This window comes from Sutcliffiella halmapala (genome assembly GCF_002019665.1).
Classification (GTDB): domain Bacteria; phylum Bacillota; class Bacilli; order Bacillales; family Bacillaceae_I; genus Sutcliffiella_A; species Sutcliffiella_A halmapala.
The window spans coordinates 1,762,603-1,784,165 of sequence record NZ_KV917375.1; the positions used below are offsets into that span (position 1 = coordinate 1,762,603).

Sequence of the window (21,563 nt, forward strand, 5' to 3'; positions counted from 1 at the left end):
ACAAGCAAGTTCCGCCAAAAGCCATGGAGAGGTGATACTTTTGGCGAAGGGAATGTGCTTGTCTGATTTGATTAAGGTGCCTTACTATAGTTTACTGCAAGTGATACTTTGCCATTTTTTTATATAACGTAGTTCGGTGGATGCCGAGAATTTTGGCAGCCTTTGATTTGTTTCCTGCTACTTTTTGCAAGATGGATAAAATAAGTTCTCGCTCAAGTTCATCATTTGCCTCCTTTTGATTAACAAGCAAATCCGAGGTTGCGATATTTCCTTGTGGGAGTGAATAGCTTTGTTGGGTCAATTCCCGAACTGTACTTAAGGTTGGTTGACTAGCTAGCGATGAAGTCTTAGTTGGTTTTGTATATTCGTTAGGCATAAGATAGCTCGTTAAGTGTGGCGGAAGGTCCTGCAGTAATATTTGGTTTTGATCAGTAAGTACAACTAAGCTTTCTAAGATGTTTGCCATTTCTCGAACGTTACCTGGCCAATCATATTGAATGAATTTTTCCATGACCTCTCTACTTATCTTTATGGAAGAGAGATGATGTTTTTTGGAGGCTGCTTCTAATAAGTGTGATACAAGGACAGGAATATCTGCTTTCCTATTTTTAAGGGGCGGAATATGCAAGGGAACAATATTAAGTCGATAGTATAAATCCTTTCGAAAGGCTCCCTTTTCTACAAGCTTCTCCAATGGTTGATTTGTTGCAGCAATAATGCGCACATTCACATTTATTTCACTTATGCCTCCTACCCTTTCGAATTTTTGCTCCTGCAGGACACGAAGGAGCTTAGCTTGTAAGTGAAGAGACATATCCCCGATTTCATCTAAAAACAACGTTCCGTTATGTGCCAATTCGAACTTTCCGGGTTTTCCACCCTTGCTTGCTCCAGTAAACGCTCCAGGATCGTATCCAAATAGCTCTGATTCAAGCAATTCATCAGGAATAGCCGCGCAGTTTAAAGATATCAATGGGCCATTTTTTACTGGACTTAGGTGATGAATAGATTTGGCAAAAAGCTCCTTCCCAACACCACTTTCTCCGATAATTAAGACCGTTGCCATCGTTTTCGCTGCTCTCCGCGCGATTTTTTTAACTTCTCCTATTGATTTGCTCTCTCCAATAATTTTGTCAAATGTAATCTTCTCTTTCTCTTGTTTAGGTATTTCGAGCGTGAACTGTTTATTGCTAGTTTCCTTAAGAACCTGTAGCTTGTCAAAGGCTTTAGCGAGCTCTGAAACACCTTCAAAAACGAGCATTCCGATTGCACCAATTACTTTAGTGTTTTTCCAAATAGGTATCACATGGGCAACCATTTCCTGCCCTTGCAACATAACTGCATTAGAACGTTCCGGAATTCCAGTTTCAAGAACTACAGGCAATCTAGTGTTTTCGATTACTTCTGTACAATGTTTTCCAATCACATCATCTTTTTTCATACGTACGAAACGGCTATAGGAGCTATTAAAAAGTTGGATGATGCCATTTTCATCTACCACCGTTATTCCTTCATAAGCTGTATCGAAACAAACTTCGTACATTTTTACAATCTGATCTAAAGATTGATTTTGTTCATGGAGTTCCAAGACTTTATTGACTATTTTTCTTTTTGAAGGAAAGCTACCAATGAGTCTTTTCTCTCTATCTACCACTGGAATAACTGTAGGGAAATAAAGAGAATCTTCATTTATTGGCTCATCAGCATATAGAGTAGTGAACTCTGTGACCATAATACTTTGAATCTCTTGTTCTATGGGGAGACCACTTAAGAATGCTTTCATAACTATCGAGGAGGAGACAATCCCCTTTACAGTCCGATCTTTGTTTACTACTGCAATACTAGTAATTTCATATTCCGACATGATTTTAGCTGCTTTAAAAATAGAGTCATTAACTTGGACGGAATAATATTCATCATCCATCCAATCTTGAACAATAGAGTCCTTATATTGCAAGGGGGTGCCTTCTTTTTTTAGAGCGTCCATATAAAACCACCTATCAACTTTATCGGTTATTAATCCGTTTGATTTTGAAAAATTAGAATATTTATAAAATAGATTAAAGGATAGTGTAGTTATTAGTCAACACATTTGTTTGTCTAAGACTACATATTTGTGTTCGGTGTGTAGCTTTATCAAAGCATATATTGATAAAAATACAGAAAATTCGTTAAATTAATAGTTGGCACGATAATTGCATTATATAAAGTGTATATTACTTCGTAACAGGGGGGCTTATATGAATTTAATAGCAGAAATCCGGATGCCCAATGTCATTCATTACGGGAGAGGTAGTCTTTCTAAATTGGGCAAGGAGGCAAATGAATTAGGATCAAAGGCATTGTTAATTAGTGATAAACCTTTAAGTGAGTTAGGTTATGTTGACAAGTTGATTGACTCTTTGGAAGTGGATAATGTTGAGGCAATTCCTTATTTGGGAGTGGACTCTGAAACAAAAGATACTCATGTTGAAGAAGCTTTAACCCTGTTTCATGAAAATGGTTGTGCTTTCATTATTGCCTTAGGTGGAGGAAGTTGTATTGATGCAGCTAAAGCCGTTGCTTTATTGGCTAGAAATGAAGGCGAGTTAATAGAATATGTGGGAAATCGGAAAATCATCAAAAATGATCCGGTGCCAGTAATAGCCATTCCTACAACAGCAGGCACAGGATCTGAAGTAACGGATGCATTGGTTGTGACCCATACAATTAATGATATAAAAATGATGATTAAGCAGCCTAAAATCATGCCAAGGGTAGCCATTGTTGACCCAATCCTTACACTATCAGCACCAAAAATGATAACGGTTGCAACAGGGGTAGATGCATTAAGCCACGCCATTGAAGCATTTATTTCACGCAAGTCCAATCCCTTATCTAATACATTAGCCTTATCATCTATTAAACTAATTGCAGATAACATTCAGCGCGTTTATGAAGATGGAAACGATTTGGAAGCAAGAACACAAATGGCTTTAGCATCTATGCAAGCAGGGATTGCATTTTCTAATGCCTCTGTATGCCTCGTTCATGGGATGTCTCGCCCTATTGGCGCTTTGTTTAAAGTGCCACATGGAATATCTAATGCTATGTTGCTATCGGCTGTATTGGAATTTAGTGAAAGTAGCTGTATAGAAAAATTAGCTCAGATAGGAAGGACAATTCTGAGAGATATAGAACAGTACAGTGATGAGGTCATCGCTAGAGAAACAGTCTTATTTATTAAAAAGCTCTGTATGGATTTAACAATTCCTAATTTAGAAACTTGGGGTATTAAAGAGCAAGATTTTGAAAAAGTGTTAGACAAAATGGCTACCGATGCATTGGCAAGTGGGAGTCCAAGTAATAATCCTCGAATTCCTAGTAAAGAGGAAATTATCAATCTGTATCGAGTCTCCTTTACATATGACTATTCAAATATGAAGCTTTTAAACAACAATGTCTAAAATAGTAAAGGAGGTTAGGGGATGGCACTTAGCTTTATAGGCTTGATTGTGGGACTTGGACTACTTATGTATTTAACAATTAAAGGGATAAACATCATTATCGCTGCTGTACTCTGTTCGACAATTGTAGCAGTCACAGGTGGGCACAATTTATTGGAAGCGTTAACATCTTACTATATGACAGGCTTCACTGGATTCTTTGCTTCTTGGTTTTTAACATTTTTACTTGGGGCAATTTTTGGGAAAGTCATGGAGGATACATTAGCTGCAAATGCGATTGCTGATTGGGTTAAACGCAAATTTGGAGCAAAGAGAGCGGTGTTTGCTGTTGTAACGGCGTGTGCACTTATGACTTACGGTGGTGTAAGCGTATTCATTGTAGCGTTTACTGTTTATCCAATAGCTTTTTCTTTATTTAAAAGTGCTAATTTGCCCCATCGTTTTATCCCAAGTGCACTAGTGTTCGGATCAATCTCTTTTACGATGACATCACCAGGTTCACCGGAGATTCAAAATCTAATTCCTACTCAGCATTTTGGCACGACTCCCACTGCTGGTGGTTGGATAGGAGTTATTATTGCGTTATTCATTATGGTAGTAGGCGGAATTATCTTAGGGAAGATGGTAAAAAAAGCAGTAGATCGAGGAGAAGCTTTCTCCTTGGAGCATCTTTCTGAAATAGCAAAGGCAGAGGTCGCCGCAACTAATGAAGGTAGAGCAAATGAAGGAGAAACTAAAAAGGACTTGCCTAATATTTTTGTTTCGCTATTGCCTTTAATATCTGTAGTAATAGTCTTAAATATTGTTGCCCAGTTTATCTCAACAGAACAAGCAGTTTTAATTGCTTTATTTGCTGGAATTGTTGTAGGGTGGGGTCTTATGTATAAAAATGCCATTGGTACTCATTTGAAAGCACTTACTAAAGGTACTGAAAATGCAATAAATGCGATTGCTAATACTTGTGCTGTAGTTGGATTTGGTGCAGTTGCTGCAAAGGTACCTGCATTTACAGCTATTGTGGATGCGCTCACAAACATGCCTGGCCTAGAATATGCAGGTCTTGCTATGGCTGTTACACTGATTGCTGCGATTACAGGTTCAGCATCTGGTGGGTTAGGGATTGCTTTGCCGATACTCGGACCTATTTATATGGCCCAGGGATTAGATCCAGGCGCAATGCACCGGATTTCAGCCCTTGCTTCAGGTGGATTAGACTCTCTTCCTCATAACGGATACATCGTCACTACTATTAATGGGGTTTGTAAGGAAACACATAAACGGGCTTATTTTCCAGTATTTATAATGAGTGTAGTTGTACCAACCATATTTTTAGCACTAGCGGTTGTACTATATATGATTTTTCACTAAACCATTAAAAAGGAGAGAGAATGATGAGTGTAAAGCGCATTCTAGGTTTTATAGGGTTAGGAAATATGGGGCTTCCTATGGCTGGAAATTTAATTAATGAGGAATATGAGGTATTTGGTTTTGATATTAATCCAACGGCCATTGCCAAATTCCAAGAAAAAGGGGGCCATATATGCCCAAGTATTAAAGAGGTCCTTCAGCGTGTAGATGTTGTTTTCCTTAGTTTACCCTCACCTGCTATCGTGGAAAAAGCATTTTATGAAGAAGGTATAATCAAGTATGGTAGAGAAGGTTTAATAATTATAGACACTAGTACCGTAACACCAGAATTAAACCGCAAAGTCTTTCAGGCTTGTCTGGAAAATAAACTAAAATACTTAGGATCTCCAATTAGCGGAGGTGTAATTGGTGCCGTTAATGCAACCTTGACGTTTATGGTTGGAGGACCGAAACAAGATTTTGAAGAAGTACTACCACTATTAAATATACTGGGAAAAAACCTCTTTCATGTCGGTGAAAACCCAGGCAGCGGTACAGTGATTAAGTTAATCAACAACTTAATGATCGGTTTTTATACCCAGGCCGTTGGAGAAGCCTTAACTCTTGGTGAAAAGATGGGCCTAGATCACGAGAGTATGTTTGAAATTTTAAATGTGAGTTACGGCCAAAGTAGAATCTATGAAAGAAACTATAAAGAATATATTGCTGAAAATAACTTTGAGCCTGGCTTTACAACGAATCTACTGTTAAAAGACTTAAAAATCGCTAAACAAATGGCAGAGGATTGTAAAGTCCAATTGCCAATTGGGGATCACCTTGTAGAGTGGTATTCACAGATAGCTAATGAAGGCTATGGAGAAAATGACATGTCTGCTGCTTACTTAATGACGAAGAAGCTAGCTGAAAAAGCAGAAACAACAAAATAGATTACTAGAATCATAGATACAACTTCTTATAAGTTAATGAAGGAATGCTTGTGAATAGAAAAGAAAAGCACTTAAAAATTAGGAGGAATAAATATGACTACAGTAAAGAGTGGAATGACAACATTAACGCATTTTATCGGTGGTGAAATGAAAGCTGGAAAAAGTGATCGCTTTGGAAAGGTTTATAATCCTTCAACTGGTGAAGTAACAGCATTATGTCCATATGCTTCAGCTGATGAAGTAAATGAAACCGTTGAAGTGGCACATGCTGCATTCGCAGGGTGGAAAAATACTTCTGTTGGGAAAAGAGTAGAAATTCTGCACCGCTTTAGAAGTCTTCTAGTGCAGGAAACTGATAAACTAGCTGAAATGATTGGTCTTGAAAATGGAAAAACGATTTCTGATGCAAAAGGTGAAATCAGCAGAGGGATTGAATCTGTTGACTTTGCAATTAATGCTCCGCAAATGTTAAAAGGAGAGTACTCGGTTAATGTTGGAGGAGATATTAATGCTTATTCATTGAAACAACCTTTAGGTGTAGTTGCAGCGATTTCACCATTTAATTTCCCGGTAATGGTGCCACTTGCGATGACTTCTATGGCAGTAGCTGTCGGAAATGCAGTAATCTTAAAACCATCGGAACGTGTTCCAAACTCGGCACTATTTATCTCAGAACTATGGAAAAAAGCAGGCCTGCCAGATGGAGTTTGGACCATCATTAATGGTGATAAAGAGGCTGTAGATGCTATCCTTAGAAACCCTAAAGTGCATGCAATTTCATTTGTAGGTTCAACGAGAGTTGCTGAATACGTCTATCATGAAGGATGCCGAAATAATAAGCGAGTTGCTGCTTTTGGTGGTGGTAAGAATCATATGATCATTATGCCTGACGCGGATTTAGATCAAGCGGTTAATGCCTTTCTTGGAGCTGCATATGGTTCTGCTTCCCAACGTTGTATGGCCATTTCAGCGGCTATGCCAGTAGGAGAAAAAACAGCAGAAGTATTTGTCCAGAAATTAAGGACTCGTGTAAAGGAATTAAAAGTTGGCGCTTATAATGATGAACAAGCAGATTTCGGCGCAGTGATTACTCAAGAGTCGAAGGATACTATCTTAAAGTATATTAACGAGAGCTTAGCAGAAGGAGCTGAATTAACGGTTGACGGCCGCAACCCGGAAATATGCGAAAAAGAAAATGGCTTCTACTTAGGTGCTACACTACTAGATCGTGTTACTCCTGAGATGAAGATTTATCGCGATGAAGTATTCGGGCCTGCACGAATTGTTGTGCACGTTAATAGTTTAGATGAAGCCATTGAATTAATAAATAGCCACGAATATGGAAATGGTGTGACGATTTTTACAGAGAGTGGATCTGCTGCAAGAAAGTTCACAGAACAAATTGAAGTGGGCATGGTTGGTGTGAATGTACCGATTCCAATTCCTGTTGGCTACCATAACTTTGGTGGGTGGAAGCGTTCTAAATTTGGAGAAGGTCATATGTTTGGACCAGACACAGTTCGTTTCTTCACAAAAACTAAAACAGTATCAGAAAAATGGCCGGAAGCAAAAGCAAAGGACCACAAAACAGAATTTGCATTTCCAAGTAACAATTAACAGTTAGTTCAGGGGCATAATAGCACCCAGACATTTTATTTAACTGAAGATATGGAGATTTCCTAAGTTACTAGGAAGTCTCTTTTTGGTGTTTATCTTCTTTTTTTGAGATTTGTATTACTAAATAAATATTAAGAAGGAAGGAAGCGGTGGAGAATGTGAGCAATGCATTTTCAGCTCCCCCACCAGCGGCAATACTAAAAAAGGGAACTAAAACGACTATTATTGCTAGAATTATCCCATTGAACATGATATGGCCTCATTTCTTAACTACTAATATATCTATAATTATACAATATTGTCCAATTGATTCTGAAGAAAAAGTCATCTCCCTTTGATAATCTGCTTATATTTCATATAATAAAGGTAATGAAAAGTTAGGGTGGATACTATGAATGAACCAGTGAAAAAGAGCGGACGAATTATCTTTCATGTAGATATGAATAGTTTTTATGCTTCTGTTGAGATTGCGTATGATCCAACACTTCGCGGTAAGCCTCTTGCTATTGCAGGGAATGTGGAGGACCGGAAAGGGATTGTTGTAACCTGTAGTTATGAAGCCCGAGCATTTGGTGTGAAAACTACGATGCCTGTTTGGGAAGCGAAGCAAAAATGCCCTAATTTAATTGTACGGAAACCGAATTTTGAAAGATATCGAAAAAGCTCTCATGCCATGTTCGAATTACTTAGAACCTATACGGATTTAGTTGAACCTGTTTCTATTGATGAAGGGTATATGGATGTAACGGATTGTTCGATTTCATTAACTCCTATACAGATTGCGGAAGAAATTCAAACTCGTCTTAAAACGGAGCTATTACTGCCATGTAGCATTGGGGTTGCACCAAATAAATTTCTAGCTAAAATGGCTTCTGATATGAAAAAGCCAATGGGAATAACTGTGTTAAGAAAAAGAGAGCTTACAACAAAGTTGTGGCCTTTGCCTGTTGGTGAGATGCATGGTGTTGGTTCTAAAACTGCGGAAAAGCTCAAAACTATTAATATTACGACAATTGGTGAGTTGGCAAAGGGAAATGACTATCAACTAAAGCATATTCTCGGTATCAACGGTGAAAGGCTTAAAAAGCGAGCTAATGGAGAAGATAATCGTCTAGTTGATCCAGATTCTGTTTCGGAGTTTAAGAGTATTGGTAATTCCACCACTTTAAGAGAAGATACGGATGACGAGTTATTGATAGAAAATGTCCTAGAAAAATTAGCAGTATCCGTCAGTGCACGTATGAAAAGAAAATCTGTTTTAAGTTATAATATACAGCTTGTGATTCGGTACGGAATCAATCATACGGTCACAAGAAGTAGAAAGCTAGCTAATTCAGTTGAGTCAGTTGCACAAATAAAGGAAGCTGCTATTTTTTTGTTGAAAAAGCATTGGAATGGTAATCCTGTCCGTCTACTTGGTATAACTGCGCAAGATCTTGTTGAGAAGGATCATTCAGTAAAGCAGCTGGATCTATTCACCTTTCAAGAGGATGCTAAAGATGAACCATTGCAGAAAACACTGGAGAAATTGCAAGATAAATTTGGTAAAGGAATTATCAAAAGAGGAATTAAGAACAAAAATACGATAAATTCAAATTCTACAGCAAAACTCACTACAAGTTTCCAAAAAGATTTTTTGGAATAAACACTGTCCTGTAAACGGTAGAAGTTTATAGGGCTTTTTTGTGCACTTTTTTAGTTTGTCCCATAAAAAATAGCTAATAATCTGTCCAAAGAATCTATATATATTAGGGAAGGAGGATTATTACATGAGAAAAATACGTCGGACTTCACTATTAAAACGTGGACCGTTACCTTTAAAATATGTGTTTTTAATATCTTTCGTAGTTTTTAATGTGCTAACTGTTTTTAGTCTAATTATTATTAATAAAAATCTAGAGCCAAGTTTTAAAGGGATAGCTGAAACGAAAGCGCGACAAATTGCTACACAAGCAATTAATGATGCAATCTCAAAAAACATGGTAGATAGTTTTGATGTGAGAGATTTAATTATTGTAATAAGCGAAGGTCCGGACCATTTTAGTTATAGTACTAATTCTCAAATAGTTAATCGGCTTAGTTCTGATACTACTTTATCGGTTCAAAGATATTTAGACTATTTAGAGGAAGGAAACTTAGAAGGATTAGAGTCATACAAGGTGGATCCTAATATTAACTTTGAAAAATCAAAAAAACAAAATGGGATTGTTTATAATGTACCGTTAGGGATGGCTACGAAAGCTACTCTATTTTCTAATTTAGGTCCGAAGATCCCGGTGAGGTTTGAAATTCTAGGAGATGTCATTTCGAATGTAGAAACCAAAATTATTGAATCAGGAATAAATAATACGATTATGGAGTTTTACTTGAATGTAAGTGTGAAAATGAACATCATTATTCCCTTAATAGAACAGCCACTGGAAATTAAAAATTCAGTTAAAATCGGCGACCACACAATTCATGGGAAAGTACCTCAGTTTTATCATGGCGGTGGAAGCGGAAGTGGTGGATTTGCACCAGTGTTAGTTCCAGAAAATGAAACACAAAAGGATGAAGAGGAAAATAATAATTAAAATACTAGTATTTTATGGCCTGTGATTTCATATCATGGGTTTGTTTTTTTGTTGGAAAAAATATAAGTAATTACGTCTTCTTTACAAACATTGACGACAGAGCAAATAACATCTAGATCATTGGTAACCTTTTGATCAACAAGTCGTTTAGCAATTTCAAGTGCAACAGTATAGGAAGGTGAACTACTGGTTGTTTTAGCCATGGTGGGATTCCTCTGAATGATTTATTACATTTTTCATTCCAGGAATAGCGATTAAGCAGATAGAAGTAAGTAGGCTTAACCTAAACATAGGAGCACTGCTTGTCTTATCTGAGATTACAAAATAGAAGAGAATACCGAAGCCTGTTACTGCTAAAAGTTTTAAGAATAAGTAGAAGGAATTTTGAATGGTTTTCATGTTTATCACCTCATAAGTTTTTAGAACGTTTGTTCTTGTTTTTATTATAAGGAACATTTGTTCTCATTTCAAGTGTTTTTTACAAAAAAATAACACCGTTAAATTTCGGTGTTATCTAGTAATAGTTTTTCCAGTTTTATTGATAGTTCATTTAGGTTACGGACAGTATAGTTAGCAACGCTATTTTCGTGGATATCGTAAGGATCAATACAAATTGTTGAGCAGCCTAAAAGCGATGCAGGTAGGATTTCATTAATATAGTTGTCTCCAATACTAAGCATCTGACTAAATGGTACCGTCCACTTTTCGGAGATGAAGGTTAATTTCTCTCCTGTATGTATAGGCTTGTTTGCCTCAAAGATTTTATCGTGAAAATAAGAAGTAAATCCTAATTTTTTGATGATAGTTTCACTATCTACTTGCGGACTGTTTGTCATGAGTACCAGTGTATATTTGGAATGTAGCCTTTCTAATACATCTGCGAATTCCTTTAAAGGTTGTAGCTCAAAGTCGTCTGTCATCATATGCTCTCTTGTTTGTAAAAAGGCCTCATATGCTTCTTTGCTCGATAGACCATAGTGTTTTGCAATTGCTACAGGTATCCACCACAAGTCTCCGATGCTGAGCGTTTCTACTAAGTCAAACTGCAGAGGTTTTGGATATAATTCCTTTATTTCGTGAGAAGGAACGATCTCTCCATCCCATTTCCACCCTTGCGTAACTTCACCATGATGATGAGAAAGAATGAGATCCTTTTGGGCATCATATACTCTTCCAATCTTTAGTGTGTGGCTTCCATCCTCCACTGCTAAATAATCTTGCTCGAATAGTTCTTGGACATCCATTGAAAGTTTGTTTCTTAAAAGGTCAGCATAATAACGAAAGTGATGTGTGTCTTCATAAAGTGTTCCGTCTAGATCAAATACAATGGTCGTTATATTTTCCATTTGATTCGCTCCTTTATTGTTTCTCTTATCATTGTACTATATCTAGCGGTGGCTTCCATCCCCTTATGCTTTTTTTACAATTTGAGTATAATGGAGAAAGAAGGAGAGGGTGAAGGTGAAGATTACGTTTTTAGGGACAGGATCGGGTATTCCTGCAAAGCACCGCAATGTGTCTTCTTTGGCTTTGCATATAGATGATAAAGAAAGCTCGATTTGGTTGTTTGATTGTGGGGAAGCGACGCAGCACCAAATTTTACATACATCGTTAAAGCCGAGAAAGATTGCGAAAATATTTATTACTCATTTACATGGAGATCATATTTTTGGTTTACCTGGTCTTTTAAGCAGCCGTTCTTTTCAGGGAGGAGAATCACCACTTACCGTTTATGGTCCCAAAGGTATTAAGGAATTTATTGAAACGTCCTTGAGGGTAAGTGTGACGCATGTGAAGTATCCTTTACATATTGAAGAGTTTGAGGAAGAAGGCTTAATACTTCGGGAAGATGAGTATCAAATAGAGGGGAAAAAGCTAGTTCACGGTATTCCTTCCTATGGATTTCGGGTGGTGCAAAAGGACTTACCGGGAGCACTGTTGATGGATAAAATAAAGGCACATAACATTCCGGCGGGTCCCCACTATCAGCAATTAAAGGATGGCCAGACGGTGGTGCTACCAGATGGGCGAACCTTTGATGGAACAGAGTTTATCGGTCCACTTAAAAGAGGGAAAGTCATTACAATCCTTGGTGACACACGATATAATGATGTTTCTGTTGAACTGGCTAAAGATGCCGATGTTCTTGTTCATGAGGCGACTTTTGCAGCGAAAGATGAATTACTAGCGATGGAGTATTTTCATTCCACGACCGTGCAAGCAGCTAAAGTTGCACTCGATGCCGGGGTGTCGCAGCTCTTGCTTACCCATATAAGTGCCAGGTACCAAAAGGAAGAAATTGGACTTTTGGAGGATGAGGCAAGAGTGATTTTTGCCAATTCGAGTGTTGTGTCTGATTTAGAGATGATAGAAATAAAATAGTGAAGGAAAACGGTGTTCTATCTGGAGGTAGGGGACACTGTTTTTGGTGTATCAGGAAATTATATAAACTTCCGATTAGTGGATAATTGTTCGATACAAGGTTTATTCAAGTCTAGTATACCTTAGTGTATATTACGAAGATAAGAGGGAGCGATTGGAGCGTGATCGTGTCCTTTAAAATGAAAAACGAGAAAAAGAGGGAACGATCAGAGTGTGATCGTGACCTCAAAAATGAAAAATGAGAAAAAGAGGGAACGATCGTAGCGTGATCGTTCCCTCAAAAATGAAAAATGAGAAAAAGAGGGAACGATCGGAGCGTAATCGTGCCCTCAAAAATGAAAAACGAGAAAAAGAGGGAACGATCGTAGCGTGATCGTGCCCTCAAAAATGAAAAATGAGAAAAAGAGGGAACGATCGGAGCGTGATCGTGACCTCAAAAATGAAAAACGAGAAAAAGAGGGAACGATCAGAGTGTGATCGTTCCCTCAAAAATGAAAAATGAGAAAAAGAGGGAACGATTGGAGCGTGATCGTTCCCTCAAAAATGAAAAATGAGAAAAAGAGGGAACGATCAGAGCGTGATCATGCCCTCAAAAATGAAAAATGAGAAAAAGAGGGAACGATCGGAGCGTAATCGTGCCCTCAAAAGCGAAAACAAGAAAAAGAGGGAACAATCAGAGTGTAATTTAAAAGATTAACTCACTTTAGCGATTTTGTTCCTTGCTGATTGTACTTTTCGTATATCCCACCACACAAAAAGGTCCGCCCACACTGGACAAACCTTTTCCTATTCCTATTACCAACCACGGTCATACTGCTTTGGTGCTTCAATCTCTACCCCAAGTTCCTTCGCAGCCGTTCTTGGCCAATAAGGATCACGTAGTAGTTCTCTTGCTACAAAGATTAAATCGGCACGTTCGTTGCGTAGAATTTCTTCTGCCTGTAGACCAGATGTAATGAGGCCAACTGCTCCTGTATCAATTCCAGCACCAGCTTTAATCGTCTCCGCGAAGCCTACTTGATAGCCAGGATACGCTTCAATACGTGCGGGAACAACAGCGCCTGAGCTTACATCGATTAAGTCCACACCTTGTTCTTTCATCCAAGCTGCGTAGGTGACATAATCCTCCGCTGTTAGGCCTTCTGGATGGTAGTCATTAGCTGAGACTCTCACGAATAAGGGACCGTCCCAAACAACCTGAACGGCATCAATTACTTCGCGTAAAAAGCGATAGCGATTTTCTGTGCTTCCGCCGTAGTTATCTTCTCTTTTATTCGATAAAGGTGATAAAAATTCATTGATTAAATAACCGTGTGCACCATGTAGCTCGATAATATCAAAGCCAGCTTCTTTTGCGCGCCTTGCACCAGCGACAAATGCCTCTATGGTTTCTGTAATATCTGCTTGCGACATTTCCACAGGTGTTTTCATTTTTTCGTTAAAAGCAAGAGCTGATGGTGCGTATATAGTGCCTTCTAGCATTGCTTTGCGACCGGCATGTGCTAGTTGGATTGCTGTTTTTGCACCATGGGATTTTAATTGTCTGGTCAATTCTTGTAAACGTGCAACATGATCGTTACTCCAAATGCCAAGATCCTGTGGCGAGATTCTACCTTGTGGCTGCACGGCAGTTGCTTCTACCATAATGAGACCAACTTGGCCGACAGCACGGGATACATAGTGAGTCATGTGCCAGTCTTCGATTTTTCCATCCTCATTGTGACTTGAATACATGCACATAGGAGACATCACAATGCGGTTCTTCAGGGTAACACCTTTAACAGTATATGGCGAAAAAAGAGCAGTTTTCATTTGTCATTCCTCCTATATATTTCGGGTACCTAAAATATTATATCAAATGTTTTTTCTACCTCCAAAAGATAGGTGTTCAATTTTAAAAAATAGTAGTATGATAGGAGCAAAATAGTACTATTTTAGAGGAGGATAAGCGATGCGATGGCAAACGAAAGAGCAGTTGACAGATCTATTAGTATCCCTTGTCCAACATGGAAGTGTCACGTTATCTGGTGAAGAAAAAAGGCTTGCTTCTTTTATCTATTATCAGTTAAATCACTTAGATTATTTTCAAAACAACCCTAGTAACTTAGAGCTCCATCGTATGGAGGATGGCCGTTCTTTTGTAACTGCTTTAGTAAAAAAGTCTACTAAAAAGGAAACGATTGTGTTAGTGAGTCATTTTGACGTGGTAGGAGTAGAAGATTACGGAGTGTTAAAAGAGTTAGCATTCCAACCATTGGAGCTAACAAGAGAGCTGGAGAACTATGTGGATACGTTGCCAAATGAAGCGAGAGAGCATCTACTAACAGGTGATTGGTTGTTTGGTAGAGGAGTCATGGATATGAAAGCAGGACTTGCTCTGCAAATGTCCTTGCTCGAGCGAGTCATTGAGGAGAATTGGGATGTCAATCTCTTGCTTTTAGCGGTTCCTGATGAAGAGGTCAATTCACAAGGGATGCTTCAAGCATTACCAGCCTTAAGTACGATTGCCCAAGATCATGACATTAGCTATAAAGCATGCGTGAATTCGGAGCCAATGTTTCAGCAATATCCAGGTGATGATAATCTTTATCTGTATTCTGGGTCCATTGGAAAGCTATTACCTGGCTTTTTCTGCTATGGAAAAGAAACACATGTGGGAGAACCTTTAGCAGGGCTTAATGCCAATTTTATGGTGTCTGAGATTAATAAGTTAATGGAATGGAATACGGAATTATGTGAGCACGTTGAAGGTGAGGTCACACCACCGCCAACCAATCTTTTACAAAAGGGCTTGAAGGAAGATTATTCTGTTCAAATCCCGCACACAGCGGTGACCCTATACAATGTCCTATTTATGAAAAAATCGCTTCCAGAGTGGGAGGCTTCGTTTCTTGCTATTGCCAAGCAAGCAGCCGAAAATATGGAAGCGTTTTGCAAAGAAAAAATAAAGCAATATCAACAATTTGCTGCTTTTAACGAACGACCAATTCATGTGTCTGTATTAACTTATGAAGAGCTTGTACAAAAAGCCAAGGAAATTCACGGAGAGCATGAGATAGATCTACGAATCTTTTCGGTTATTGCTGCTTTCTCTCATTTAGATGAAAGGGAACAATCAATAAAAGTAGTAGAAGAGGTCGCTTCCTTATGTAAAGAAGTAGGTCCAATGATTATTTTATTTTTTGCTCCACCATATTACCCAGCAGTGGTAACGGAAGAGGACAATGAACTGATGGCAGTCGCGAAGAGCTTCATCGAGAAAATGAAGCAAGAAAAAAATATTAATTTTGTCGAACAGCGATATTTCTCGGGCTTATGTGATTTAAGCTTTATTGGAAAAGGGGATTTTACAGCAAAGGAACGTTTACCTTACAATATACCAGTCTATGGCACGACGTATAGTTTGCCGTTTCAAGATATGGAATCCTTACAAATGCCTGTCTTTAATTTAGGACCAATTGGTAAGGATGCTCATCAATGGACGGAGCGTTTAGATGTCTCCTTTTCCTTTGATGTGTTTCCGCCTATTTTAGCTGAGTTTGTAAAAACAATTTATGAAAAATAAAAGTATGAAGCCTGCATATGCAGGCTTAATTAGATGTCTTTTCTCTTAACTTTTCCGCGATTTCTTCTCCCATTTCACGTGAACGTTTCGTCGCTCCGTCAATGCATGATTCAAAGGCTTCTGTTACTTTTAAATCATTTAATAGGGAAATTCCTCGTTGAGTAGTGCCACCTGGACTTGTTACTTCCGCTCGAAGTACTTCAGCATCTTTCTCTGTTTCCTGAAGCATATGTGCCGCACCAATTAACGTCTGGCTTACTAATTTTTTGGCAACCTCTATGTCTAAGCCTTGTGCAAGTGCGGCTTTTTCCATCGCCTCGGCTATAAAATATATATATGCTGGTCCACTTCCGGATACACCTGTTACCGCATGAAGCTGTTCTTCCTCAACGACCGTACATAATCCAATCGCTGTAAAAAGAGCTTGAACTAAGTGGAGGTCTTTGTTGGTTGCATACTTTCCTTTTGCAATAGCCGTTGCAGAAAGTCCAATAGCAGCGGAGGTATTTGGCATGGAACGAATGATGCGTAATTCCTGTTGAAAGAGTGTTTCTATTACTGTACTAGAAATTCCAGCGAGAACGGATACGACTAGCTGGTCTTTTTTAATAAATGGTGCAATAGAAAGAATTCCTTCCTTCGCATCCTTTGGTTTCATTGCTAAAAAGATAACATCGGCGTCTTTTATGGCTTTTTCCTTATTATCATTCACGCTTACTCCATATCTCACTTTTAAACGATCCAACCTGTTTTTATCTTGTTTATTTGTAACCGTTATGGATTTGCTTTCACAAATTCCTTGTTTAATTAGGCCAGCAATAATTGCTTCTGCCATCGATCCTGCCCCAATAAAAGAAATCTTCATCGTCAACACGCTCCTTTTAAAATAGAAAAAAGACCTATCTGTCCTATAAATAAGGACGGATAGGTCTTATCCGCGGTACCACCTTGATTGGTTGGTTAAACCCAGCTTGTTTTCCCGTATCGTGGGGGACGATTAGGTTTGCCTAATTGTTCCTGGGTAGGTTCAAAAGAATAGGGGATGAGGAAGTCTTTCAGCCGGTGAACTTCCATCTCTTTCATCATTGTTCTTTTTACTAGTCCCATTCGTCACGTTATCTTTTATAATTTTTTACATTATGCAACGGGAACCACTGAAAGTCAAGGGATTATTTGTCACAATTTTAAAAATATCTCAAGTCGTTATTTAAGAATAATGAAGTGTGAATTTTTTTTAGTTATTGAAGAATAACACTTTCTTTTTTATCAGAAATAGTGCATTCTGTAAATGAATACTTATTCATTAAAATTGCTCGTCTATTATTTTGTTATAATTTTAAAAAATCATCTATCCATTCACTAAGTGTTATGACGAAGAAAAAAGGAGATTATTATGAACAAAGTTTCTTGTAAACAAGAAATAAAACAAATCACCATTCCAACTCCTTTTGCGGTTGGAGATGTACATACATATTTGATTATTACAGACAAGATTACACTTGTGGACGCTGGTGTAAGAACGATTGAAGCGTGGGAGATTTTTCAGAAAGAACTCAAAAAACATGGTCTGAAATTGTTGGACATTGACCAAGTATTTATTACACATCATCACCCCGACCATGTCGGTTTGTTAGATTATTTACCTGCTAACATTCCTGTTTATGGACATAAGCGCTCGCACCCTTGGATGACACAAGATCAGCGTTATTTTGAGACACATGAAACGTTTTATAAGGATCTTTTTGAGAAAATGGGGGTAGAGAAGCGTTTCTATGCACTGCTTGCTTCCATCGATAAGCCAATGCGCTTTTCTTGCCATAGAGGGTTAACATCCTTTGTTAAAGAAGGGGATCAACTAGAAGGTTTAGCGAACTGGCGTATTTTCGAGACACCAGGCCATGCAAGCAGCCATCTGGTTCTTTTTGATGAAAAAAGCGGAACATTGATAGGGGGAGACCTCATCTTAGAGCACATCTCTCCTAACCCTCTTGTGGAGCCTCCTTATGTAGGAGAAACAGAGCGCAAAAAATCGATGATTGACTATGTGGCTTCGATTGAAAAAATGCTCACCTTGCCGATTTCGAGAGTCCTGCCTGGTCATGGTGGAATAGTGGAAAACGTTCAGGAGATTTTAACGGAGCGCTTGGAACAACAGGAAAAACGTGCGCACAAAGTTCAGACTTTTGTAAAAGAGAAGTCGGCTACTGCCTATGAGATATGTCAACATCTGTTCCCGAAGGTTTTTGAAAAGCAGCTACTTTTAACCTTATCGGAAACCCTCGGACAAATCGACTATCTCTTGGACCAAGAAAGAATTGAGGTAGACACATCCTCCCTTCCATATCGATACAAAGAAAAAGAGGGTGTATAGAAGTGGCAAATTTACAAGGAAAATATGTGGTGATCACTGGCGCTTCTGGTGGTATTGGAAAAACGCTCGCTTTAGAAGTAGCGAAAAGAGGGGCCAATCCAATTTTGATGGCGCGTTCTTTAGATAAACTGGAACAAGTATCAAGCCAAATAAAAATGAATACTGGAAGAGATGTTCTTTTTTTTCCTTTAGATGTGGGCAAGCGTCAAGATATAGAAGAGACGTTTACTAAACTTTTAACTGAAATTCCGACTGTTGATGTGTTAGTAAACAACGCAGGATTTGGAATTTTTGATGAAGTACATAATCTTTCTTTAGATGATATGCAAGGCATGTTTGAAGTAAATGTGTTTGGAGTAATTGGATGTACCAAAATGGTGCTGCCAACGATGCTTAAGCAAAATAGCGGACATATTATTAATATTGCTTCTCAAGCTGGAAAATTGGCGACTCCGAAATCCAGTGTGTATTCCGCTACCAAGCATGCTGTTCTTGGTTTCACGAATAGCCTTCGAATGGAGCTTCACGATTCGGCGATTCATGTTACCTCAGTCAATCCAGGTCCGATTCGTACAAACTTTTTTGATGTGGCAGACGCCACTGGCCAATACAAACAGAAAGTGGATAAATGGATGTTAGATCCCGAAAAAGTGGCCAACGAGATAGCGAATGCGATGCTTACAAACAAGCGAGAAATCAATCTACCTGGCTGGATGAACATGGGAAGCAAAATGTATCAGCTTTTTCCTGGACTCGTGGAAAAATTTGCTGGAAAAGCCTTTCGTCAAAAATAGACAGCGCTTGTAACTTTTTTTTAATCGTTTCGTCCAATAGGATAAGAGGTGAGAAGATGAAAACGATAAAATTTTGGACATTGCTAAGTTGTTTTCTTCTCTTGTTCGGCTGTGGTACGAGCAATGAGAATAGTGGCAACAATGGAACCGGATCCGATCAAATCCATCCAACTGAACCTGATGAGGAAGAAGCGGTCGAGGATCTTACTGGCTATATTATCTCGATAAACGAAGGAGATAACTTGCAAATTCTCGTAACTGGTCACCATGCAAGCTACGATGGAATATCGGCTACTAGCTATACGTTGGAAGATAGTACACAAATAGAAGACCCAGATGGAGAACCGCTTGCTGCTACCGATTTAAAAGTAGGGCTGAAGGTGACCGTTTGGAATTCAGGGATCGTTCTCGATTCTTTTCCAGCACAATCTGGTGCCGTGAAAGTAGTTGTGGATACTACACAAGAAGAGCATGAACAAGAAGCGGTTCAAAAAGCTCTAGCTGAAGTGGAAGCGGGATATCCATGGCACGTGGAAAAGGTAGAAGAAACTGGAGAACATCAGTATAAAGTAACATTGAAGAATTTATTAGAGGATTCGGAATCTGTGGACGTGGAAGTGGAATTATAGGGTTGTAGAAGGCGCACATTTATTTTGAATGTGTGCCTTTTTAAATGGAAAATTTCCGGTCTACTATATTTTTTACTTATCAAAATAGTGATAATATGAATATATGGATAATTTAGTATAATTTAAAGAGACATTGAATCTAGTATTCATGTTCTCTCTGGTTAAAAATTTTTAACAGAGCCAATTTTAACGAATTTAATGACTAAAAATTATAATGATTTTGAAACTACTAGTTGTGAAGAACGTATCAATTAGATAAGTAAAGAGAATAGGATCTTGGGAAGTATACCTAATTCAGAACGCAATAGGGAGGTCGGCGTTATAAAAAATCTTACTTTAATAGGAAAAGTTAACTTTGGAATAGGAATTGTTTTTTTCATACTTGGCATAGTTCTGTTCGTTCAAACGTTTCAGGATACTTTTTTCTTGCAAAAACAATATCAATTTATATCAATATCCTTTATTTGTCTTGGATTAGCATTTTTCTTAAGCGCATATCGCCTGAAGAGTAGTAACGAATAATGAAAAGTAGGTGATGAAAATCTCCAAATCTATGATATGGAAAGTAGTAGCGGTATTCTCTCTATATACATTGATCGGCTTTATTTTTGACATAGATGTGTTAAAAATAATCATCATACGACCTAACGAACAAACCATCAGTATTGTTGGGGTCATTATCTGTCTACTTACGTTAAAACTTTTTAGTTACATAGAGGGAAAATGGAAAGCCAACAATTAAGGCGGGAAAATATTTATTTAGGAGGGGGATTTATGCTTTTCCAAAATGGTATGTTAAGTGTTCGGAAATTAGAAGAAAAGGATAACTATTTGTTAGCAAAATGGCTATCCGACCCATTTGTGCTTGAATTTTACGAGGGACGAGACAATCCATTTAATTTGGAAAGAGTGAACCAAGTTTTTTACGATCCTGAGGATGACGAGGTTAAATGTATCATCGAGTTTGAAGGAAAAGAAATAGGATATATTCAATTTTATCTAATAGATGATGCATCTAGAAAGGTATATGGTTACCAAATGAATCATGAAAGAATCTATGGGATAGACCAGTTCATTGGAGAAGTAGAGTATTGGAATAAAGGAATTGGTTCTCAATTAGTTACATCGATGGTGAATTATTTGGTGGAACAGCAGCAAGCGGATAAAGTAGTGATGGAACCGCATGTACAAAATTTGAGGGCTTTGAAGTGTTACGAAAAGTGTGGGTTCAAAAAAATTCGTCTTCTACCTAAGCAGGAACTTCACGAGGGAGAATATCGCGATTGTTGGTTGATAGAATACAATAAGTCTAGAACAATATAAAAATAGTGGAGGGAATTATATGACGGATTTACGCTACCCTATTGGTCCATTTAAGTTGGAAAAGAATCCGACAATAGAGACAATTGAAAGCTGGATAAAAGAGATTGAGATTACTCCAGCCAACCTTAAAGAGGCGGTAAAAGATTTAAGTGAAGAGCAACTGGATACGCCCTATCGTCAAGGGGGATGGACTGTTCGCCAAGTAGTCCACCATCTTGCCGACAGTCATATGAATAGTTATATCCGCTTTAAATTGGCTCTTACAGAAGACAATCCCACCATTAAGCCCTATATGGAAGATAAGTGGGCCGAGTTGCCTGATTCCAAACTACCAATAGATATTTCATTATCCCTCTTAGAGTCCCTGCATGCTAGATGGATTACGTTATTGCGCTCTATGCAGCCGGCTGACTTTGAAAAGACTTTCCAGCACCCAGAATTAGGAGCTGTTAAATTAGCGGTAAATATAGCTATCTATGAATGGCATGGGCGTCATCATATTGCACATATTACGTCTCTTCGTGAAAGGTTTGGGTGGTGTAAATTTTCATAATGCTTCAGAATATGCT

At 38.3% G+C, this 21,563-nt stretch carries 21 protein-coding genes; 14 read left to right on the plus strand and 7 right to left on the minus strand.

Annotated elements, in window-relative coordinates; translation table 11 throughout:
• Positions 1-91: 91 nt before the first annotated feature.
• Positions 92-1,987, minus strand: a complete 1,896-nt coding sequence (locus BK580_RS08510; RefSeq protein ID WP_078379910.1) for a sigma 54-interacting transcriptional regulator — start codon at positions 1,985-1,987, stop codon at positions 92-94.
• Positions 1,988-2,240: 253 nt separating this feature from the next.
• On the opposite strand from BK580_RS08510, the gene BK580_RS08515 reads away from it, so the two are divergent.
• From BK580_RS08515 to BK580_RS08530, 4 genes are all read left to right on the plus strand, one after another.
• Positions 2,241-3,446, plus strand: a complete 1,206-nt coding sequence (locus tag BK580_RS08515) for an iron-containing alcohol dehydrogenase (RefSeq protein ID WP_078379911.1) — start codon at positions 2,241-2,243, stop codon at positions 3,444-3,446.
• A gap of 21 nt (positions 3,447-3,467) precedes the next feature.
• Entirely contained in the window at positions 3,468-4,814 is a 1,347-nt protein-coding gene (locus BK580_RS08520; RefSeq protein WP_078379912.1) for a GntP family permease, read from the plus strand.
• A gap of 23 nt (positions 4,815-4,837) precedes the next feature.
• Positions 4,838-5,740 carry an NAD(P)-dependent oxidoreductase gene (locus tag BK580_RS08525; protein WP_078379913.1) on the plus strand — a complete coding sequence of 301 codons (903 nt, stop codon included), beginning with the start codon at positions 4,838-4,840 and terminating at the stop codon, positions 5,738-5,740.
• A 93-nt stretch (positions 5,741-5,833) separates the two neighbouring features.
• Positions 5,834-7,357 (plus strand): CoA-acylating methylmalonate-semialdehyde dehydrogenase, encoded by a 1,524-nt coding sequence (locus tag BK580_RS08530; RefSeq protein ID WP_078379914.1) that lies wholly within the window; start codon positions 5,834-5,836, stop codon positions 7,355-7,357.
• A gap of 70 nt (positions 7,358-7,427) precedes the next feature.
• On the opposite strand, the gene BK580_RS08535 is transcribed toward BK580_RS08530, so the two are convergent.
• Positions 7,428-7,607: a hypothetical protein gene (locus BK580_RS08535; protein ID WP_078379915.1), complete on the minus strand. Its 180-nt coding sequence runs from the start codon at positions 7,605-7,607 to the stop codon at positions 7,428-7,430.
• A gap of 141 nt (positions 7,608-7,748) precedes the next feature.
• Here BK580_RS08535 and BK580_RS08540 point away from each other — a divergent pair, with 141 nt between their 5' ends.
• Both BK580_RS08540 and yunB read left to right on the plus strand, forming a co-directional pair.
• Positions 7,749-9,002, plus strand: coding sequence for a DNA polymerase IV (locus BK580_RS08540; RefSeq protein ID WP_078379916.1), 1,254 nt, complete (start codon positions 7,749-7,751; stop codon positions 9,000-9,002).
• A 124-nt stretch (positions 9,003-9,126) separates the two neighbouring features.
• Positions 9,127-9,930: a sporulation protein YunB gene (gene yunB, locus BK580_RS08545; RefSeq protein WP_078379917.1), complete on the plus strand. Its 804-nt coding sequence runs from the start codon at positions 9,127-9,129 to the stop codon at positions 9,928-9,930.
• A 32-nt stretch (positions 9,931-9,962) separates the two neighbouring features.
• On the opposite strand, the gene BK580_RS23535 is transcribed toward yunB, so the two are convergent.
• The 3 genes from BK580_RS23535 to BK580_RS08555 all read right to left on the minus strand — a co-directional run bounded on the left by BK580_RS23535 (position 9,963) and on the right by BK580_RS08555 (position 11,276).
• On the minus strand, positions 9,963-10,133 hold the full coding sequence (locus BK580_RS23535; protein ID WP_169864878.1) for a hypothetical protein: 171 nt from the start codon (positions 10,131-10,133) through the stop codon (positions 9,963-9,965).
• On the minus strand, positions 10,126-10,329 hold the full coding sequence (locus BK580_RS08550; RefSeq protein ID WP_078379918.1) for a hypothetical protein: 204 nt from the start codon (positions 10,327-10,329) through the stop codon (positions 10,126-10,128). Before BK580_RS08550 ends, BK580_RS23535 begins: the two co-directional genes overlap by 8 nt.
• A 98-nt stretch (positions 10,330-10,427) precedes the next feature.
• On the minus strand, positions 10,428-11,276 hold the full coding sequence (locus tag BK580_RS08555; RefSeq protein WP_078379919.1) for an HAD family hydrolase: 849 nt from the start codon (positions 11,274-11,276) through the stop codon (positions 10,428-10,430).
• Positions 11,277-11,391: 115 nt separating this feature from the next.
• Between BK580_RS08555 and rnz the strand changes: the two genes are divergently transcribed.
• Positions 11,392-12,312, plus strand: coding sequence for a ribonuclease Z (rnz, locus tag BK580_RS08560; RefSeq protein ID WP_078379920.1), 921 nt, complete (start codon positions 11,392-11,394; stop codon positions 12,310-12,312).
• A gap of 795 nt (positions 12,313-13,107) precedes the next feature.
• On the opposite strand, the gene namA is transcribed toward rnz, so the two are convergent.
• Positions 13,108-14,124: an NADPH dehydrogenase NamA gene (gene namA / locus BK580_RS08565; protein WP_078379921.1), complete on the minus strand. Its 1,017-nt coding sequence runs from the start codon at positions 14,122-14,124 to the stop codon at positions 13,108-13,110.
• A gap of 139 nt (positions 14,125-14,263) precedes the next feature.
• On the opposite strand from namA, the gene BK580_RS08570 reads away from it, so the two are divergent.
• Entirely contained in the window at positions 14,264-15,877 is a 1,614-nt protein-coding gene (locus BK580_RS08570; protein WP_078379922.1) for a M20/M25/M40 family metallo-hydrolase, read from the plus strand.
• 25 nt (positions 15,878-15,902) lie between these two features.
• Here BK580_RS08570 and proC read toward each other — a convergent pair whose 3' ends face one another.
• Positions 15,903-16,742 carry a pyrroline-5-carboxylate reductase gene (gene proC / locus BK580_RS08575; protein ID WP_078379923.1) on the minus strand — a complete coding sequence of 280 codons (840 nt, stop codon included), beginning with the start codon at positions 16,740-16,742 and terminating at the stop codon, positions 15,903-15,905.
• 528 nt (positions 16,743-17,270) lie between these two features.
• Here proC and BK580_RS08580 point away from each other — a divergent pair.
• The 6 genes from BK580_RS08580 (at position 17,271) to BK580_RS08605 (ending at position 21,547) form a co-directional block, all read left to right on the plus strand.
• Complete coding sequence (locus BK580_RS08580; RefSeq protein ID WP_078379924.1) at positions 17,271-18,248, plus strand: MBL fold metallo-hydrolase; 978 nt, start codon at positions 17,271-17,273, stop codon at positions 18,246-18,248.
• 2 nt (positions 18,249-18,250) lie between these two features.
• Entirely contained in the window at positions 18,251-19,042 is a 792-nt protein-coding gene (locus BK580_RS08585; RefSeq protein ID WP_078379925.1) for an SDR family NAD(P)-dependent oxidoreductase, read from the plus strand.
• 56 nt (positions 19,043-19,098) lie between these two features.
• Positions 19,099-19,671: a DUF3221 domain-containing protein gene (locus BK580_RS08590; protein ID WP_078379926.1), complete on the plus strand. Its 573-nt coding sequence runs from the start codon at positions 19,099-19,101 to the stop codon at positions 19,669-19,671.
• Positions 19,672-20,206: 535 nt separating this feature from the next.
• On the plus strand, positions 20,207-20,413 hold the full coding sequence (locus BK580_RS23310; protein WP_139364860.1) for a hypothetical protein: 207 nt from the start codon (positions 20,207-20,209) through the stop codon (positions 20,411-20,413).
• A 32-nt stretch (positions 20,414-20,445) separates the two neighbouring features.
• On the plus strand, positions 20,446-20,994 hold the full coding sequence (locus BK580_RS08600; RefSeq protein ID WP_078379928.1) for a GNAT family N-acetyltransferase: 549 nt from the start codon (positions 20,446-20,448) through the stop codon (positions 20,992-20,994).
• Positions 20,995-21,013: 19 nt separating this feature from the next.
• Positions 21,014-21,547 carry a YfiT family bacillithiol transferase gene (locus tag BK580_RS08605; protein ID WP_078379929.1) on the plus strand — a complete coding sequence of 178 codons (534 nt, stop codon included), beginning with the start codon at positions 21,014-21,016 and terminating at the stop codon, positions 21,545-21,547.
• Positions 21,548-21,563 lie beyond the last annotated feature (16 nt).

What these genes read in the sequence shown, in the direction of transcription:
- BK580_RS23535 (WP_169864878.1), bottom strand. Translation starts at nt 10,133, where the DNA reads ATGGCTAAAACAACCAGTAGTTCACCTTCCTATACTGTTGCACTTGAA.
- yunB (WP_078379917.1), top strand. Translation starts at nt 9,127, where the DNA reads ATGAGAAAAATACGTCGGACTTCACTATTAAAACGTGGACCGTTACCT.
- BK580_RS08580 (WP_078379924.1), top strand. Translation starts at nt 17,271, where the DNA reads ATGAACAAAGTTTCTTGTAAACAAGAAATAAAACAAATCACCATTCCA.
- BK580_RS08525 (WP_078379913.1), top strand. Translation starts at nt 4,838, where the DNA reads ATGAGTGTAAAGCGCATTCTAGGTTTTATAGGGTTAGGAAATATGGGG.
- proC (WP_078379923.1), bottom strand. Translation starts at nt 16,742, where the DNA reads ATGAAGATTTCTTTTATTGGGGCAGGATCGATGGCAGAAGCAATTATT.
- BK580_RS08535 (WP_078379915.1), bottom strand. Translation starts at nt 7,607, where the DNA reads ATGTTCAATGGGATAATTCTAGCAATAATAGTCGTTTTAGTTCCCTTT.
- BK580_RS08550 (WP_078379918.1), bottom strand. Translation starts at nt 10,329, where the DNA reads ATGAAAACCATTCAAAATTCCTTCTACTTATTCTTAAAACTTTTAGCA.
- BK580_RS08515 (WP_078379911.1), top strand. Translation starts at nt 2,241, where the DNA reads ATGAATTTAATAGCAGAAATCCGGATGCCCAATGTCATTCATTACGGG.
- BK580_RS08570 (WP_078379922.1), top strand. Translation starts at nt 14,264, where the DNA reads ATGCGATGGCAAACGAAAGAGCAGTTGACAGATCTATTAGTATCCCTT.
- BK580_RS08605 (WP_078379929.1), top strand. Translation starts at nt 21,014, where the DNA reads ATGACGGATTTACGCTACCCTATTGGTCCATTTAAGTTGGAAAAGAAT.
- BK580_RS08510 (WP_078379910.1), bottom strand. Translation starts at nt 1,987, where the DNA reads ATGGACGCTCTAAAAAAAGAAGGCACCCCCTTGCAATATAAGGACTCT.
- BK580_RS08600 (WP_078379928.1), top strand. Translation starts at nt 20,446, where the DNA reads ATGCTTTTCCAAAATGGTATGTTAAGTGTTCGGAAATTAGAAGAAAAG.
- BK580_RS08555 (WP_078379919.1), bottom strand. Translation starts at nt 11,276, where the DNA reads ATGGAAAATATAACGACCATTGTATTTGATCTAGACGGAACACTTTAT.
- BK580_RS08530 (WP_078379914.1), top strand. Translation starts at nt 5,834, where the DNA reads ATGACTACAGTAAAGAGTGGAATGACAACATTAACGCATTTTATCGGT.
- BK580_RS08590 (WP_078379926.1), top strand. Translation starts at nt 19,099, where the DNA reads ATGAAAACGATAAAATTTTGGACATTGCTAAGTTGTTTTCTTCTCTTG.
- BK580_RS08540 (WP_078379916.1), top strand. Translation starts at nt 7,749, where the DNA reads ATGAATGAACCAGTGAAAAAGAGCGGACGAATTATCTTTCATGTAGAT.
- BK580_RS23310 (WP_139364860.1), top strand. Translation starts at nt 20,207, where the DNA reads ATGAAAATCTCCAAATCTATGATATGGAAAGTAGTAGCGGTATTCTCT.
- BK580_RS08520 (WP_078379912.1), top strand. Translation starts at nt 3,468, where the DNA reads ATGGCACTTAGCTTTATAGGCTTGATTGTGGGACTTGGACTACTTATG.
- namA (WP_078379921.1), bottom strand. Translation starts at nt 14,124, where the DNA reads ATGAAAACTGCTCTTTTTTCGCCATATACTGTTAAAGGTGTTACCCTG.